The organism is Klebsiella sp. C239 (assembly GCF_048822715.1).
In the GTDB taxonomy this organism is placed as follows: Bacteria; Pseudomonadota; Gammaproteobacteria; order Enterobacterales; family Enterobacteriaceae; genus Klebsiella; species Klebsiella quasipneumoniae.
On sequence record NZ_JBMEZK010000001.1, the window covers coordinates 73,038 to 86,668 of the forward strand.

The following is a 13,631-nucleotide window of genomic DNA, read 5'->3' on the forward strand; positions in this document are numbered from 1 at the left end:
TTTTCATGCATAACCAGGCTCCGATTCAACGTAGAAAATCTAAACGTATTTACGTTGGTAATGTGCCAATTGGCGATGGGGCTCCCATCGCCGTTCAGTCAATGACTAATACGCGCACCACTGATGTGGCGGCAACCGTAAATCAAATCAAAGCGTTAGAGCGCGTGGGCGCGGATATTGTCCGCGTTTCTGTTCCGACGATGGACGCCGCCGAGGCGTTCAAAATAATCAAACAGCAGGTCAACGTCCCGCTGGTCGCCGATATCCACTTTGACTACCGTATTGCGCTGAAAGTCGCGGAATACGGCGTCGACTGCCTGCGTATCAACCCGGGCAACATCGGCAACGAAGAGCGCATCCGCATGGTCGTAGATTGCGCGCGCGATAAAAATATCCCGATCCGCATCGGCGTTAACGCCGGCTCGCTGGAAAAAGATCTGCAGGAAAAATATGGCGAGCCGACGCCGCAGGCGCTGCTCGAATCCGCCATGCGCCATGTCGATCATCTCGATCGCCTCAATTTCGATCAGTTTAAAGTCAGCGTTAAAGCCTCCGACGTCTTCCTGGCGGTAGAGTCTTATCGCCTGCTGGCGAAACAGATCGATCAACCGCTGCACCTCGGGATCACCGAAGCGGGCGGCGCGCGCAGCGGCGCGGTGAAATCGGCGATCGGTCTTGGGCTGCTGTTGTCCGAAGGGATCGGCGATACGCTGCGCGTCTCGCTGGCGGCGGATCCGGTGGAGGAGATCAAGGTCGGCTTCGATATCCTCAAATCGCTGCGTATTCGTTCCCGCGGTATTAATTTCATCGCCTGCCCGACCTGTTCGCGTCAGGAGTTTGACGTTATCGGGACGGTGAACGCTCTGGAGCAACGTCTGGAAGATATCATCACTCCGATGGATGTTTCGATCATCGGCTGCGTGGTGAACGGCCCGGGCGAAGCGCTGGTTTCCACCCTCGGCGTGACCGGCGGCAACAAGAAAAGCGGCCTGTATGAAGACGGCGTGCGTAAAGATCGCCTGGACAACAACGACATGATCGACCAGCTGGAAGCGCGGATCCGCGCCAAAGCCTCGATGCTCGATGAAGCCCGTCGGATTGACGTTCAACAGCTTGAAGCAAAATAACGTGTTGGGAAGCGATACGCTTCCCGTGTATGATTGAACCTGCGGGCGCGAGGCGCCGGGGTTCATTTTTGTATATATAAAGAGAATAAACGTGGCAAAGAACATTCAAGCCATCCGTGGCATGAACGATTATCTGCCGGGCGAAACCGCTCTCTGGCAGCGCATTGAAGGCTCACTGAAGCAGGTGCTCGGTAGCTACGGTTACAGCGAAATCCGTTTGCCGATTGTAGAGCAGACCCCGTTATTCAAACGCGCGATCGGCGAAGTGACCGACGTGGTTGAAAAAGAGATGTACACCTTTGAGGACCGCAACGGCGACAGCCTGACGCTGCGTCCGGAAGGGACGGCGGGCTGCGTACGAGCCGGCATCGAACATGGTCTGCTGTACAATCAAGAACAGCGCCTGTGGTACGTCGGGCCGATGTTCCGCCACGAGCGTCCGCAGAAAGGCCGTTACCGCCAGTTCCATCAGATCGGCGCCGAAGTTTTTGGCCTGCAGGGGCCGGACATCGATGCGGAGCTGATCATGCTGACCGCGCGCTGGTGGCGTGAGCTGGGCATCTCCGATCATGTTAGCCTTGAGCTGAACTCCATCGGTTCTCTGGAAGCCCGCGCCAACTACCGCGACGCGCTGGTGGCTTATCTCGAGCAGTTTACCGATAAGCTTGATGAAGACAGCAAACGCCGGATGTATACCAATCCGCTGCGGGTGCTGGACTCCAAAAACCCGGACGTGCAGGCGCTGCTGAACGACGCGCCGGCGCTCGGCGATTATCTCGACGAAGAGTCGAAAGCCCACTTTGCCGGCCTGTGCGCGTTGCTTGACGATGCCGGGATCCGCTATACCGTCAACCAGCGCCTGGTGCGCGGCCTCGACTACTATAACCGCACCGTGTTTGAGTGGGTGACCACCAGTCTCGGTTCTCAGGGCACCGTCTGCGCCGGCGGCCGTTACGACGGTCTGGTTGAGCAGCTTGGCGGTCGTGCCACCCCGGGCGTGGGCTTCGCCATGGGTCTGGAACGTCTTGTTTTACTGGTCCAGGCAGTGAATCCGGAATTTAAAGCCGATCCTGTTGTCGATATATACCTGGTAGCCTCCGGGACCGATACTCAGTCCGCCGCCATGCGTCTGGCTGAGCAGGTTCGCGATGCGCTGCCCGGCGTGAAACTGATGACCAACCACGGCGGCGGCAACTTTAAGAAGCAGTTCGCCCGTGCCGATAAATGGGGCGCACGTATCGCCCTGGTGGTGGGTGAGTCAGAGATCGCTGACGGAAACGTGGTAGTGAAGGATTTACGCTCAGGTGAGCAAACTACCGTAACGCAGGAGAGCGTTGCCGCGCATTTGCGCACACTTCTGGGTTAATCTCCCGGGAATTATTAGTCAGGAGAAGGACTGCGTGGAAACTTTTAACAACGAGAACGATCAGGTCGATGCGCTGAAGCGCTTCTTTGCCGAAAACGGCAAAGCGCTGGCGGTCGGGGTGATTTTAGGGATTGGCGCGCTGGTTGGCTGGCGCTACTGGACCTCCCATCAGCAGGATACCGCCAGAGACGCGTCGCTGGCTTACGAAAAGGCGACTTCCGCGCTGAAATCAAATACGCCAGACGTGCTGTCAGGGGCGGAGAAGTTCGCGGCTGACAATAAAAATACCTACGGCGCCTTCGCCTCTCTCGAGCTGGCACAGCATTTTGTTGAACAGAACGATCTGCCGAACGCCGAAAAGCAGCTTCAGCAGGGGCTGGCGGCCGCGTCTGATGATAACCTGAAATCGGTTATCAGTATGCGTCTTGCCCGCGTTCAGCTGCAGATGAAGCAGGCTGATGCGGCGCTGAAAACCCTCGACAGCATTAAAGGCGAAGGTTGGACCGCGATTGTGGCTGATTTGCGCGGCGAAATTCTGTTGAGCAAAGGCGATAAGCAAGGGGCCCGTGCGGCGTGGGAAGCTGGCGTGAAAAGCGATGCTTCTCCTGCGCTCAGCGAAATGATGCGTATGAAAATGAATAATTTGTCCATCTGAGAGGGACTCGATGCAATTGCGTAAATTACTTTTGCCAGGGCTGCTTTCCGTTACCTTGCTGAGCGGGTGTTCGCTGTTTAATAGCGAAGAAGATGTGGTGAAAATGTCACCGCTGCCGACGGTAGAAAACCAGTTTACGCCGTCCACGTCCTGGAGCACCTCGGTTGGCGATGGTATCGGCGAATTTTACTCTAACCTTCATCCGGCCTTCGCCGACGGCGTGGTTTATGCCGCTGACCGTAAAGGCACAGTCAAAGCGCTGAGCGCTGACGACGGCAAAGAGGTGTGGTCGGTGAATCTGGCGGAGAAAGATGGCTGGTTCTCGCGTACCCCGGCGCTGCTTTCCGGCGGTGTGACCGTCTCGGGCGGCCATGTTTATATCGGCAGTGAGAAAGCGCAGCTGTATGCGCTGAATACCAGCGATGGTACCGTTGCCTGGCAAACCCGCGTCGCCGGCGAAGCGCTGTCGCGCCCGGTGGTGAGCGATGGCATGGTGCTGGTCCACACCAGTAACGGCCAGCTGCAGGCGCTGAATGAGACCGATGGCGCCGTGAAGTGGACGGTTAACCTGGATATGCCTGCGCTCTCCCTGCGCGGCGAATCCGCTCCGGCCACCGCCTACGGCGCGGCGATCGTGGGCGGCGACAATGGCCGCGTCAGCGCGGTATTGATGCAGCAGGGGCAGATGATTTGGCAGCAGCGTATTTCCACGGCCACCGGGCCGACGGAAATCGACCGTCTGAGCGATGTCGACACCACGCCGATTATCGTCAACGGCGTTGTCTATGCGCTGGCTTACAACGGTAACCTGACCGCGCTGGATCTGCGCAGCGGCCAGATTATGTGGAAGCGCGAGCTGGGTTCGGTGAATGATTTCATCGTCGATGGCAACCGTATCTATCTGGTTGACCAGAATGACCGCCTGCTGGCGCTGACTACTGATGGCGGCGTGACCCTGTGGACACAAAGCGATCTGCTGCACCGTTTGCTGACCGCGCCGGTGTTGTATAATGGCAATCTGGTGGTCGGCGATAGCGAAGGCTATATGCACTGGGTGAACCCGGAAGATGGCCATTTTGTGGCGCAGCAGAAAGTGGACAGCTCCGGTTTCCTGACCGACCCGGTTGTGGCCGATGGTCGACTGCTGATCCAGGCGAAAGACGGTACGCTGTACGCGATTACGCGTTAATTACCGCTGTCGTGAGTGATTAAGAAACGGCCCCTGGCAGACAGGGGCCGTTTTGACTTTTTTAAAAACGTCGTTATGACGATGTTGCTTAGTGATTGTATGAGGCATTTAACATGATACCTGTGGTCGCGCTTGTCGGGCGCCCTAACGTTGGAAAATCCACGCTCTTTAACCGCCTGACGCGCACTCGTGATGCGCTGGTTGCGGATTTCCCGGGGCTGACTCGTGACCGTAAGTACGGTCGGGCCGAAGTCGAAGGCCGCGAATTCATCTGTATCGATACCGGTGGTATTGATGGTACGGAAGAGGGCGTGGAAACCCGGATGGCGGAGCAGTCGCTGCTGGCAATCGAAGAGGCCGATGTGGTGCTGTTTATGGTCGATGCGCGCGCGGGCCTGATGCCGGCGGACATCGCGATCGCTAAACACCTGCGCTCTCGTGAAAAGCCCACCTTCCTGGTGGCTAACAAAACCGACGGCATCGACGTCGACCAGGCGATGGCGGACTTCTGGTCGCTCGGCCTGGGCGATATCTATCCTATTGCCGCTTCGCACGGCCGCGGCGTGACCAGCCTGCTTGAGCAGGCCCTGCTGCCATGGGTCGATGAGGTTAATCCTCAGGAAGAAGTGGATGAAGACGCCGAATACTGGGCAAAATTCGAAGCTGAGCAGAATGGTGAAGCGGAAGAAGAGCCGGAAGACGATTTCAATCCGCAGGATCTGCCGATCAAGCTGGCGATTGTCGGACGTCCTAACGTCGGTAAATCGACGCTCACCAACCGCATCCTCGGCGAAGATCGTGTGGTGGTCTACGATATGCCGGGCACCACCCGCGACAGCATTTACATCCCGATGCAGCGTGACGAGCGCGAATACGTGCTCATCGATACCGCCGGGGTGCGCAAGCGCGGCAAAATTACTGACGTGGTGGAGAAATTCTCGGTCATCAAGACGCTGCAGGCGATTGAAGACGCCAACGTCGTGCTGCTGGTGATTGATGCCCGCGAAGGCATCTCCGATCAGGATCTGTCGCTGCTGGGCTTTATCCTCAACAGCGGCCGCTCCCTGGTGATCGTCGTCAACAAATGGGACGGCCTGAGCCAGGAAGTGAAGGAGCAGGTGAAAGAGACCCTCGACTATCGTCTGGGCTTTATCGACTTTGCCCGGGTGCACTTCATCTCCGCCCTGCACGGCAGCGGCGTCGGCAACCTGTTTGAATCGGTACGTGAAGCCTACGATAGCGCAACCCGCCGCGTAAGCACCGCGATGCTCACCCGGATCATGAACATGGCGGCGGAAGATCATCAGCCACCGCTGGTTCGCGGCCGTCGCGTGAAGCTGAAATATGCCCACGCCGGGGGCTACAACCCGCCTATCGTGGTGATCCACGGTAACCAGGTGAAGGATCTGCCGGATTCCTACAAGCGCTATCTGATGAACTATTTCCGTAAATCCCTGGACGTGATGGGTACGCCAATCCGTATCCAGTTCAAGGAAGGAGAAAACCCGTTCGCCAACAAGCGCAACACCCTGACGCCGAACCAGATGCGGAAACGTAAGCGCCTGATCAAGCACATCAAGAAAAGCAAATAATCATTAAACCCGCTTCGGCGGGTTTTTTTGTGGCCGCCATGCCGGTAAATGTCAAAACCATCCGCCATAATCCCGCGATACTTCGCCGGGAACAGATCGGCTCAGGGGTGGACTAAACATGCAAATTGGATTTATCGGCCTCGGCGCGGTGGTGGAAACCGCCTATTTACCCGCGCTGCGTCGCCTCGGATACCGTATTGACAGCTGCCAGGGCTATGACCTGGACAGCAGCAGAGCGCTGCCGGGGATCCAGCGCTGCAGTTCGCTGTCGGCGTTGCTGGCCAAACCCCTGGATACGCTCTTCATCACCACGTCATCCCTCCAGCACCTGCCCGTGCTGGAGAGGGCGTTAGCCAGCGCCATTCCCCGCATCGTGGTGGAGAAACCGATAGTGGCCAACCTTGAGCAGGCCGCGCGGCTGCGGGCGCTGCTGGAGCCGGCGGGGGAGGCCGGTCGGGTGCTGGCCCTCGACCACTGGATGGCGCGTGGGTTAGCCCTGAACGCTCTTGCTCCGCCGTGGCAGGCGGAAGAGGAGGGCAGCGGCCTGCCGCCGCCGCACCTTTCAGCGCAGGATATCGCCTGGATAGAAGGCTATTTGCAGGAGCCAAGCGGCTTTAACGCTGCCGGAGAACCGGTCGCGCTTAACTTTGCCACCGGCGAGCTGGATACCCGGCGGCTGCGTCATCCTGACGGCGTGATCCTCGATATCGGTACCCATGTCCTGGCGATGCTGCGGGAAACGCTGCTCGGCTGCGGTGGCGATGTGACGCTGGACCTCGCCGTTCGAGCGGCGAAAGACCGTCTCGGCCGAGATATTGCTCATGGGGATACGGTCACTGCCGAGGGAGAGGCGCATCTGCAGGGACGCCTGGGCGATATTCCGCTGAATATCTGGCTTAACAAATATGCCGGTCCCGCGGGCGGGCAAAAGGGAATGCGGATAGGGCTGCGGGACGGGCGACTGCTTGCCCTCGATCGCGCCCCTGATGGCGAGGTGGCGACGCTACAGGACGGCGAGCGGATCCAGCGCTGGACCCGGCCCGGAGCGATCTATGCGCACTGTCTCGATGAGCAGATCCTTGGCGCGGAGAATGTGTTTACCCGGGCGCCCGAAAGCGTGGCCGGGCTGACGCGGCGTCGGCTTGAGGAAGTGGAATGGCTGCTCAGGTTGCAGCAGCAATTACGCGGCCCTCATTAAACCCGGAACATGATAAAATAGGTGCAGATAAACGTTGAAAGGAATGGTTATGGAACTTGATTGCCCTCTGTGCCACGCGCCGTTAGATGTCAAAGGCAGCAGCGCGCATTGCGCTCAGTGCGAAAGGGTATTTGCCCTTGAGGCGCGCTGCCCGGAATGCCACCAGCCGCTGGAGGTGCTGAAGGCGTGCGGCGCGGTGGATTACTTTTGCCAGCACGGGCACGGCCTGATCTCGAAAAAACGGGTGGAGTTTATTCCGCTGGTTTAGGCGGCGATGGCTTTCTGGCCCGCGTTTTTTTCACCGGCGCAATCTGCCTCACTTCACTTTCGACCCAGCCGTCTTTCAGGCGGGTGGTGAGCAGATCGCCGGTTTTGACCTGTTTTGTCTGCTTCAACACCGTGCCGTCGCTCACCGAAGTGACGCTATAGCCGCGCGCCAGGGTGGCTAAGGGACTCACCGCCTCCAGATGGGTCACCGCGTGCCCAAACCGTTCACGCCGCTCGCTGAGGCGGCTACGCATCGTTTCCGCCAGCCGGTATTCCAGCTGCTGGACGCGCGATTGCGCCCGGTGGATACGCGGCTGCGGGTTATAGTGATTCAGGCGCTGAACAGTGCGCTTTTGCCGCTGCTCGGCGCGTTTAAGCTGCGATTCCACGGCGATGCGCATCCGCTGGCGCAGGCGTTCCAGTGCGGTCTGCTGGCGGGCCAGCCGCAGCTGCGGGTGCTGCTGCTGCAGACGATGGAACAACTGGGTAAAACGGCGCTGGCGACTGGCGAGGAAATAGTCCATCGCCATCTCCAGCCGCTGCTGCCCGGCCTGTAGCTGGCGCAGCAGCTCCTGCTGATTACGGCTGACGATCTCCGCGGCGGCAGAAGGGGTCGGCGCTCGCAGGTCGGCAACAAAATCAGCGATAGTGACGTCGGTTTCATGGCCGACGGCGCTGACGATAGGGATCTGGCTGGCGAAGATAGCGCGCGCCACCCGCTCATCGTTAAAACTCCACAGATCCTCCAGCGAACCACCGCCGCGTCCGACAATCAGCACGTCACACTCCTGACGCGCGTTCGCCAGCGCGATGGCGCGCACAATCTGCCCGGGGGCATCGTCACCCTGGACCGCGGTCGGGTAGACGATCACCGGCAGCCCGGGGTCGCGGCGTCTGAGGACATGAAGAATATCGTGCAGCGCGGCGCCGGTTTTCGAGGTGATGACCCCGACGCAGCGGGCGGGGGAGGGGAGCGCCTGCTTATGTTTTTGATCGAACAGCCCTTCCGCGGTTAACTGCGCTTTCAGCTGCTCATACTTCTGCTGCAGCAACCCTTCGCCGGCGGGCTGCATGCTTTCGACGATAATCTGGTAGTCGCCGCGCGGCTCATACAGGGTGATGTTGGCGCGAACCAGCACCTGCTGCCCATGCTGTGGGCGAAACGTGACCCGGCGGTTGCTGTTGCGGAACATCGCGCAGCGCACCTGGGCGTTATCGTCTTTTAAGGTGAAGTACCAGTGGCCGGAAGAAGGCTGGCTGAAGTTAGAGATCTCGCCGCTGATCCAGACCTGGCCCATTTCGCGCTCAAGCAGCAGACGCACCGTCTGATTGAGGCGGCTAACGGTAAAAATTGCGGGGGATTGAGAGGGTAACATGTGAGCAAGATCAAACTTTAAATCAGCAGGTTATTCAGTCGATAGTAACGCGCTCAGAGGGGATGGCAAGTATTATTTGCAAAAAAGGGTAGATGCAATCGGTTACGCTCTGTATAATGCCACGGCAATATTTATCCACCCTGGTCGAGATATTGCCCATGCTACGTATCGCTAAAGAAGCCCTGACGTTTGACGACGTCCTCCTCGTTCCCGCTCATTCTACCGTTCTGCCGAATACAGCCGATCTCAGCACTCAGCTGACGAAAACCATTCGTCTGAATATTCCTATGCTCTCCGCAGCCATGGATACCGTAACGGAAGCGCGTCTGGCTATTGCCCTGGCACAGGAAGGCGGCATCGGCTTTATTCACAAAAACATGTCCATCGAGCGCCAGGCGGAAGAAGTTCGCCGCGTGAAGAAACATGAGTCCGGCGTGGTCACCGACCCGCAGACCGTTCTGCCGACCACCACCCTGCGTGAAGTGAAAGAGCTGACCGAGCGTAACGGCTTCGCCGGCTACCCGGTGGTTACCGAAGAGAACGAGCTGGTCGGCATCATCACTGGCCGCGACGTGCGTTTCGTCACCGATCTGAACCAGCCGGTCAGCGTCTACATGACCCCGAAAGAGCGTCTGGTTACCGTTCGTGAAGGCGAAAGCCGTGAAGTGGTCTTTGCGAAGATGCACGAAAAACGCGTTGAGAAGGCGCTGGTTGTGGATGAGAGCTTCCACCTGCGCGGGATGATCACCGTAAAAGACTTCCAGAAAGCGGAACGTAAACCGAATGCCTGTAAAGATGAGCAGGGCCGTCTGCGCGTAGGCGCTGCGGTCGGCGCCGGCGCGGGCAACGAAGAGCGTGTTGATGCGCTGGTGGCTGCGGGCGTTGACGTCCTGCTGATCGACTCCTCTCATGGCCACTCCGAAGGCGTTCTGCAACGTATTCGTGAAACGCGCGCGAAATACCCGGACCTGCAGATCATCGGCGGCAACGTCGCCACTGGCGCAGGCGCGCGTGCGCTGGCGGAAGCCGGCTGCAGCGCGGTGAAAGTGGGCATCGGCCCGGGCTCCATCTGTACTACCCGTATCGTGACCGGCGTAGGCGTGCCGCAGATCACCGCCGTTTCCGACGCGGTGGAAGCGCTGGAAGGCACCGGTATTCCGGTTATCGCCGACGGCGGTATCCGTTTCTCCGGCGACATCGCTAAAGCGATCGCGGCCGGTGCGGCGGCAGTGATGGTCGGTTCCATGCTGGCCGGTACCGAAGAATCCCCGGGCGAAATCGAACTCTACCAGGGCCGCTCTTACAAATCCTATCGCGGGATGGGCTCCCTCGGCGCGATGTCGAAAGGCTCCTCTGACCGCTACTTCCAGAGCGATAACGCCGCTGACAAACTGGTGCCGGAAGGTATCGAAGGCCGCGTGGCCTATAAAGGCCGCCTGAAAGAGATCATTCACCAGCAGATGGGCGGCCTGCGCTCCTGTATGGGTCTGACCGGCTGTGGTACCATTGACCTGCTGCGTACCAAAGCTGAATTCGTACGCATCAGCGGTGCGGGCATTCAGGAAAGCCACGTTCACGACGTGACCATCACCAAAGAGTCCCCGAACTACCGTCTGGGCTCCTGATTTCTTCGCCCGACCTTGCGTCGGGCGATTTATTTACTCTGTTTCACTTGCCTCGGAATTAGCGTCAATGACGGAAAACATTCATAAACATCGCATTCTCATTCTCGACTTCGGGTCACAGTATACTCAGCTGGTGGCGCGTCGCGTGCGTGAGCTGGGCGTCTACTGTGAGCTGTGGGCATGGGATGTCACGGAAGCACAGATCCGCGAATTTAATCCAAGCGGCATCATTCTTTCCGGCGGCCCGGAAAGCACCACCGAAGAGAACAGCCCGCGCGCGCCGCAGTATGTGTTCGAAGCTGGCGTGCCGGTATTTGGCGTCTGCTACGGTATGCAGACCATGGCGATGCAGTTGGGCGGCCATGTAGAAGGCTCTAACGAGCGTGAGTTTGGCTACGCGCAGGTTGAAGTGGTTAACGACAGCGCGCTGGTGCGCGGTATCGAAGACTCTCTGACCGCGGACGGCAAACCGTTGCTGGACGTGTGGATGAGCCACGGCGACAAAGTCACCGCCATCCCGTCTGACTTCGTCACCGTCGCCAGCACCGACAACTGCCCGTTCGCCATTATGGCCAACGAAGAAAAACGCTTCTACGGCGTGCAGTTCCACCCGGAAGTGACCCATACCCGTCAGGGGATGCGTATGCTGGAGCGCTTTGTGCGCGACATCTGCCAGTGCGAAGCCCTGTGGACCCCGGCGAAAATCATCGACGACGCCGTTGAGCGTATCCGCCAGCAGGTTGGCGATGACAAAGTGATCCTCGGCCTCTCCGGCGGCGTGGACTCTTCGGTGACCGCGATGCTGCTGCACCGCGCCATCGGCAAAAACCTGACCTGCGTATTCGTGGATAACGGTCTCCTGCGTCTGAACGAAGCCCAGCAGGTGATGGACATGTTCGGCGACCACTTTGGCCTGAACATTGTTCACGTTGAAGGCGAGCAGCGCTTCCTCGACGCGCTGAAAGGCGAGAACGATCCGGAAGCGAAACGTAAGATTATCGGCCGCGTCTTCGTGGAAGTGTTCGACGAAGAAGCGCTGAAGCTGGACGACGTCAAATGGCTGGCGCAGGGCACCATCTACCCTGACGTTATCGAATCTGCCGCTTCCGCTACCGGTAAAGCGCACGTCATCAAATCTCACCACAACGTGGGCGGCCTGCCGAAAGAGATGAAGATGGGGCTGGTTGAGCCGCTGCGCGAGCTGTTCAAAGACGAAGTGCGTAAGATCGGTCTGGAGCTGGGTCTGCCGTACGATATGCTCTACCGTCATCCGTTCCCGGGGCCGGGCCTCGGCGTGCGCGTGCTGGGCGAAGTGAAGAAAGAGTACTGTGACCTGCTGCGTCGCGCCGACGCTATCTTCATCGAAGAGCTGCACAAAGCTGACCTGTACAACAAAGTGAGCCAGGCGTTCACCGTGTTCCTGCCGGTTCGCTCCGTCGGCGTGATGGGCGATGGCCGTAAATACGACTGGGTGGTTTCCCTGCGTGCGGTGGAAACCATCGACTTCATGACCGCGCACTGGGCGCACCTGCCGTATGATTTCCTCGGCCGCGTCTCTAACCGCATTATCAATGAAGTGAACGGTATCTCCCGCGTGGTGTATGACATCAGCGGTAAGCCGCCAGCAACGATCGAGTGGGAATAACGCCCGCCCGTTAATCGTTTTTGATTTAAGCCCGCATCCTGCGGGCTTTTTATTGCCTGTCTCATTTCACCGCTTGCTCAATCACCCGGGCAATCTCCTCCGGTTGGCTCACCATCGACACATGGCTTGCCGCCACCTCAGTGGTTTTCGCATCAATCGCCTTCGCCATCGAACGCTCCAGATCCGGATTGATCATCCGGTCATTCTTGCTGACCACATACCAGCTCGGCTTATCATGCCAGGCCGCATGCGTGACCTTTTCGGTAAAGGCCTCCGCGCGGATCGGGCCCTGGGTGGCGATCAGCCTGTTTTGCTCAGCAGCCTTAATATCTGGCGCAAAGTCCTGGCGTACCGATTTTTCAGGTAACCAGAGAAAACCCTCTGCGGTTTTAGCAATACCTGCGCTGCCCGGTGGGGCAGGGTAGCTCCCCGCCAGATCCGCAGTCGACTGGCCCGAGTCCGGGGCAAACGCCGCCACGTAAACCAGCGATTTGACCCGCGCAGCGTTACCCGCCTCGCTGATCACCGTCCCGCCCCAGGAGTGGCCTACCAGCACCACATCCCCGTGGGCCCGGGCGATGGCGCGCTGGGTTGCGGCGACATCCTCTTTCAGCGAGTTGAGCGGCAGCTGAACGGCAATGACCTCGGTATGCTGGCGTTGCAGTCTGTCGATCACCTGGTTCCAGCTGCTGCCGTCGGCAAAAGCGCCGTGCACCAGCACCACGGTTTTATTGCTACTCGCCAGTGCGGTACCGCTGGCGGCGGCCAGCAGCAGGCCCACCGCGAAGGTATGAAGAGACTGTTTTTTCATGGTGACGCCTCAACGGTAAATATCTGCGGTGCCCGACAGGGTGTTGTTCCCCCCGGCGGAGGTAATGCGAAACGCACCGGCGCCCGCTTTAACGGCTTTGGCCTGCAGTTTCGCCTCCAGATCCGCCAGCGACGTTGCGCCGCTGCTGTCGGAAACGGTGCCAATTTTTTGCAGCCCCTGAGGCTGGTTAATTTCCCGGGCAGCGAAAGCGGAAGACGCCATTGCGGCGGAGAAGGTCAGAACAGCAATCAGTAATGCTTTCATGGTTAAGATCCTCAAAAATAAGTGACTGGTGGCGTTCAGTGCATAACCGCAGCATGCGGCGGTACGATGAATTCGACGGTCTTGCGATCAACAGGTTTATGGGTTGGATCGGCGAGAATAAGGGTCACCTTGTGATGACCGGCAGGCAGGCCCACCAGAATAACCGGCTCGCCGCTGGCGTCGGCCCAGTGCCAGGGGTTGTCATCCACGATGACGTGGATATGGCCGATGCGCGGCGCCACTTTCAGCGCCTCGGGCCCGAACACCGGTTCAATACGCATGTTCTCGGCGCGGTATTGAATAAAGACCGCACCTTTACTCAGCGGGCCCGCCAGCGGCGGATCCACAATCAGTGTTGCCGGTGGCTGGGGCTGTTCGGGCGGTGCAACGGCGGCGGGGCCGTTAACATCCGCGGCGCTGAGTCCGCTAAGCGGTGCAGCCCAGGCGCAGCCTGATGTCAGCGCGAACAGCGTGAAGAGTAAATGTGGACGTATCATCGGGGTATCTCCTCATCGG

Annotated in this window: 13 protein-coding genes; 9 read left to right on the plus strand and 4 right to left on the minus strand. The window is 59.0% G+C overall.

What is annotated here, in order from left to right; translation table 11 throughout:
* The first annotated feature begins 5 nt into the window (after positions 1 to 5).
* From ispG to ACOI6Z_RS00375, 7 genes are all read left to right on the plus strand, one after another.
* Positions 6 to 1,127 carry a flavodoxin-dependent (E)-4-hydroxy-3-methylbut-2-enyl-diphosphate synthase gene (gene ispG, locus ACOI6Z_RS00345; RefSeq protein ID WP_048336296.1) on the plus strand — a complete coding sequence of 374 codons (1,122 nt, stop codon included), beginning with the start codon at positions 6 to 8 and terminating at the stop codon, positions 1,125 to 1,127.
* 91 nt (positions 1,128 to 1,218) lie between these two features.
* Positions 1,219 to 2,493 carry a histidine--tRNA ligase gene (gene hisS / locus ACOI6Z_RS00350; protein WP_012540880.1) on the plus strand — a complete coding sequence of 425 codons (1,275 nt, stop codon included), beginning with the start codon at positions 1,219 to 1,221 and terminating at the stop codon, positions 2,491 to 2,493.
* Between the two features lie 34 nt (positions 2,494 to 2,527).
* Complete coding sequence (locus ACOI6Z_RS00355; RefSeq protein WP_023290633.1) at positions 2,528 to 3,148, plus strand: YfgM family protein; 621 nt, start codon at positions 2,528 to 2,530, stop codon at positions 3,146 to 3,148.
* 10 nt (positions 3,149 to 3,158) lie between these two features.
* Positions 3,159 to 4,337, plus strand: a complete 1,179-nt coding sequence (bamB, locus tag ACOI6Z_RS00360; RefSeq protein ID WP_023290632.1) for an outer membrane protein assembly factor BamB — start codon at positions 3,159 to 3,161, stop codon at positions 4,335 to 4,337.
* Positions 4,338 to 4,450: 113 nt separating this feature from the next.
* Positions 4,451 to 5,929: a ribosome biogenesis GTPase Der gene (gene der, locus ACOI6Z_RS00365; RefSeq protein WP_004144309.1), complete on the plus strand. Its 1,479-nt coding sequence runs from the start codon at positions 4,451 to 4,453 to the stop codon at positions 5,927 to 5,929.
* A gap of 118 nt (positions 5,930 to 6,047) precedes the next feature.
* Complete coding sequence (locus ACOI6Z_RS00370) at positions 6,048 to 7,127, plus strand: Gfo/Idh/MocA family oxidoreductase (RefSeq protein WP_325082928.1); 1,080 nt, start codon at positions 6,048 to 6,050, stop codon at positions 7,125 to 7,127.
* Positions 7,128 to 7,176: 49 nt separating this feature from the next.
* Positions 7,177 to 7,395, plus strand: coding sequence for a zinc ribbon domain-containing protein (locus tag ACOI6Z_RS00375; protein WP_004201901.1), 219 nt, complete (start codon positions 7,177 to 7,179; stop codon positions 7,393 to 7,395).
* Here ACOI6Z_RS00375 and xseA read toward each other — a convergent pair.
* Positions 7,379 to 8,770, minus strand: a complete 1,392-nt coding sequence (gene xseA, locus ACOI6Z_RS00380) for an exodeoxyribonuclease VII large subunit (RefSeq protein WP_023290630.1) — start codon at positions 8,768 to 8,770, stop codon at positions 7,379 to 7,381. The genes ACOI6Z_RS00375 and xseA overlap by 17 nt on opposite strands.
* Before the next feature lie 158 nt (positions 8,771 to 8,928).
* Between xseA and guaB the strand changes: the two genes are divergently transcribed.
* Positions 8,929 to 10,395, plus strand: a complete 1,467-nt coding sequence (gene guaB, locus ACOI6Z_RS00385; protein ID WP_004151980.1) for an IMP dehydrogenase — start codon at positions 8,929 to 8,931, stop codon at positions 10,393 to 10,395.
* 67 nt (positions 10,396 to 10,462) lie between these two features.
* Positions 10,463 to 12,040 carry a glutamine-hydrolyzing GMP synthase gene (guaA, locus tag ACOI6Z_RS00390; RefSeq protein WP_008803811.1) on the plus strand — a complete coding sequence of 526 codons (1,578 nt, stop codon included), beginning with the start codon at positions 10,463 to 10,465 and terminating at the stop codon, positions 12,038 to 12,040.
* Positions 12,041 to 12,101: 61 nt separating this feature from the next.
* Here the strand turns inward: guaA and ACOI6Z_RS00395 are convergent, their stop codons facing one another.
* The 3 genes from ACOI6Z_RS00395 to ACOI6Z_RS00405 are packed head-to-tail and all read right to left on the minus strand — an operon-like array spanning position 12,102 to position 13,612.
* The gene (locus ACOI6Z_RS00395) at positions 12,102 to 12,851 is read right to left on the minus strand and encodes an alpha/beta fold hydrolase (RefSeq protein ID WP_032453711.1); all 750 of its coding nucleotides are present in this window, start codon (positions 12,849 to 12,851) and stop codon (positions 12,102 to 12,104) included.
* Positions 12,852 to 12,860: 9 nt separating this feature from the next.
* Positions 12,861 to 13,115 (minus strand): YdgH/BhsA/McbA-like domain containing protein, encoded by a 255-nt coding sequence (locus ACOI6Z_RS00400; RefSeq protein ID WP_044524334.1) that lies wholly within the window; start codon positions 13,113 to 13,115, stop codon positions 12,861 to 12,863.
* A gap of 35 nt (positions 13,116 to 13,150) precedes the next feature.
* Positions 13,151 to 13,612 carry a DUF6130 family protein gene (locus ACOI6Z_RS00405; protein WP_032453709.1) on the minus strand — a complete coding sequence of 154 codons (462 nt, stop codon included), beginning with the start codon at positions 13,610 to 13,612 and terminating at the stop codon, positions 13,151 to 13,153.
* Between the last annotated feature and the right edge of the window lie 19 nt (positions 13,613 to 13,631).

Excerpts from the sequence above, each read along its gene's own strand:
- ispG (WP_048336296.1), top strand. The coding sequence starts at position 6 with ATGCATAACCAGGCTCCGATTCAACGTAGAAAATCTAAACGTATTTAC.
- bamB (WP_023290632.1), top strand. The coding sequence starts at position 3,159 with ATGCAATTGCGTAAATTACTTTTGCCAGGGCTGCTTTCCGTTACCTTG.
- der (WP_004144309.1), top strand. The coding sequence starts at position 4,451 with ATGATACCTGTGGTCGCGCTTGTCGGGCGCCCTAACGTTGGAAAATCC.
- ACOI6Z_RS00370 (WP_325082928.1), top strand. The coding sequence starts at position 6,048 with ATGCAAATTGGATTTATCGGCCTCGGCGCGGTGGTGGAAACCGCCTAT.
- ACOI6Z_RS00375 (WP_004201901.1), top strand. The coding sequence starts at position 7,177 with ATGGAACTTGATTGCCCTCTGTGCCACGCGCCGTTAGATGTCAAAGGC.
- xseA (WP_023290630.1), bottom strand. The coding sequence starts at position 8,770 with ATGTTACCCTCTCAATCCCCCGCAATTTTTACCGTTAGCCGCCTCAAT.
- guaB (WP_004151980.1), top strand. The coding sequence starts at position 8,929 with ATGCTACGTATCGCTAAAGAAGCCCTGACGTTTGACGACGTCCTCCTC.
- guaA (WP_008803811.1), top strand. The coding sequence starts at position 10,463 with ATGACGGAAAACATTCATAAACATCGCATTCTCATTCTCGACTTCGGG.
- ACOI6Z_RS00395 (WP_032453711.1), bottom strand. The coding sequence starts at position 12,851 with ATGAAAAAACAGTCTCTTCATACCTTCGCGGTGGGCCTGCTGCTGGCC.
- ACOI6Z_RS00400 (WP_044524334.1), bottom strand. The coding sequence starts at position 13,115 with ATGAAAGCATTACTGATTGCTGTTCTGACCTTCTCCGCCGCAATGGCG.
- ACOI6Z_RS00405 (WP_032453709.1), bottom strand. The coding sequence starts at position 13,612 with ATGATACGTCCACATTTACTCTTCACGCTGTTCGCGCTGACATCAGGC.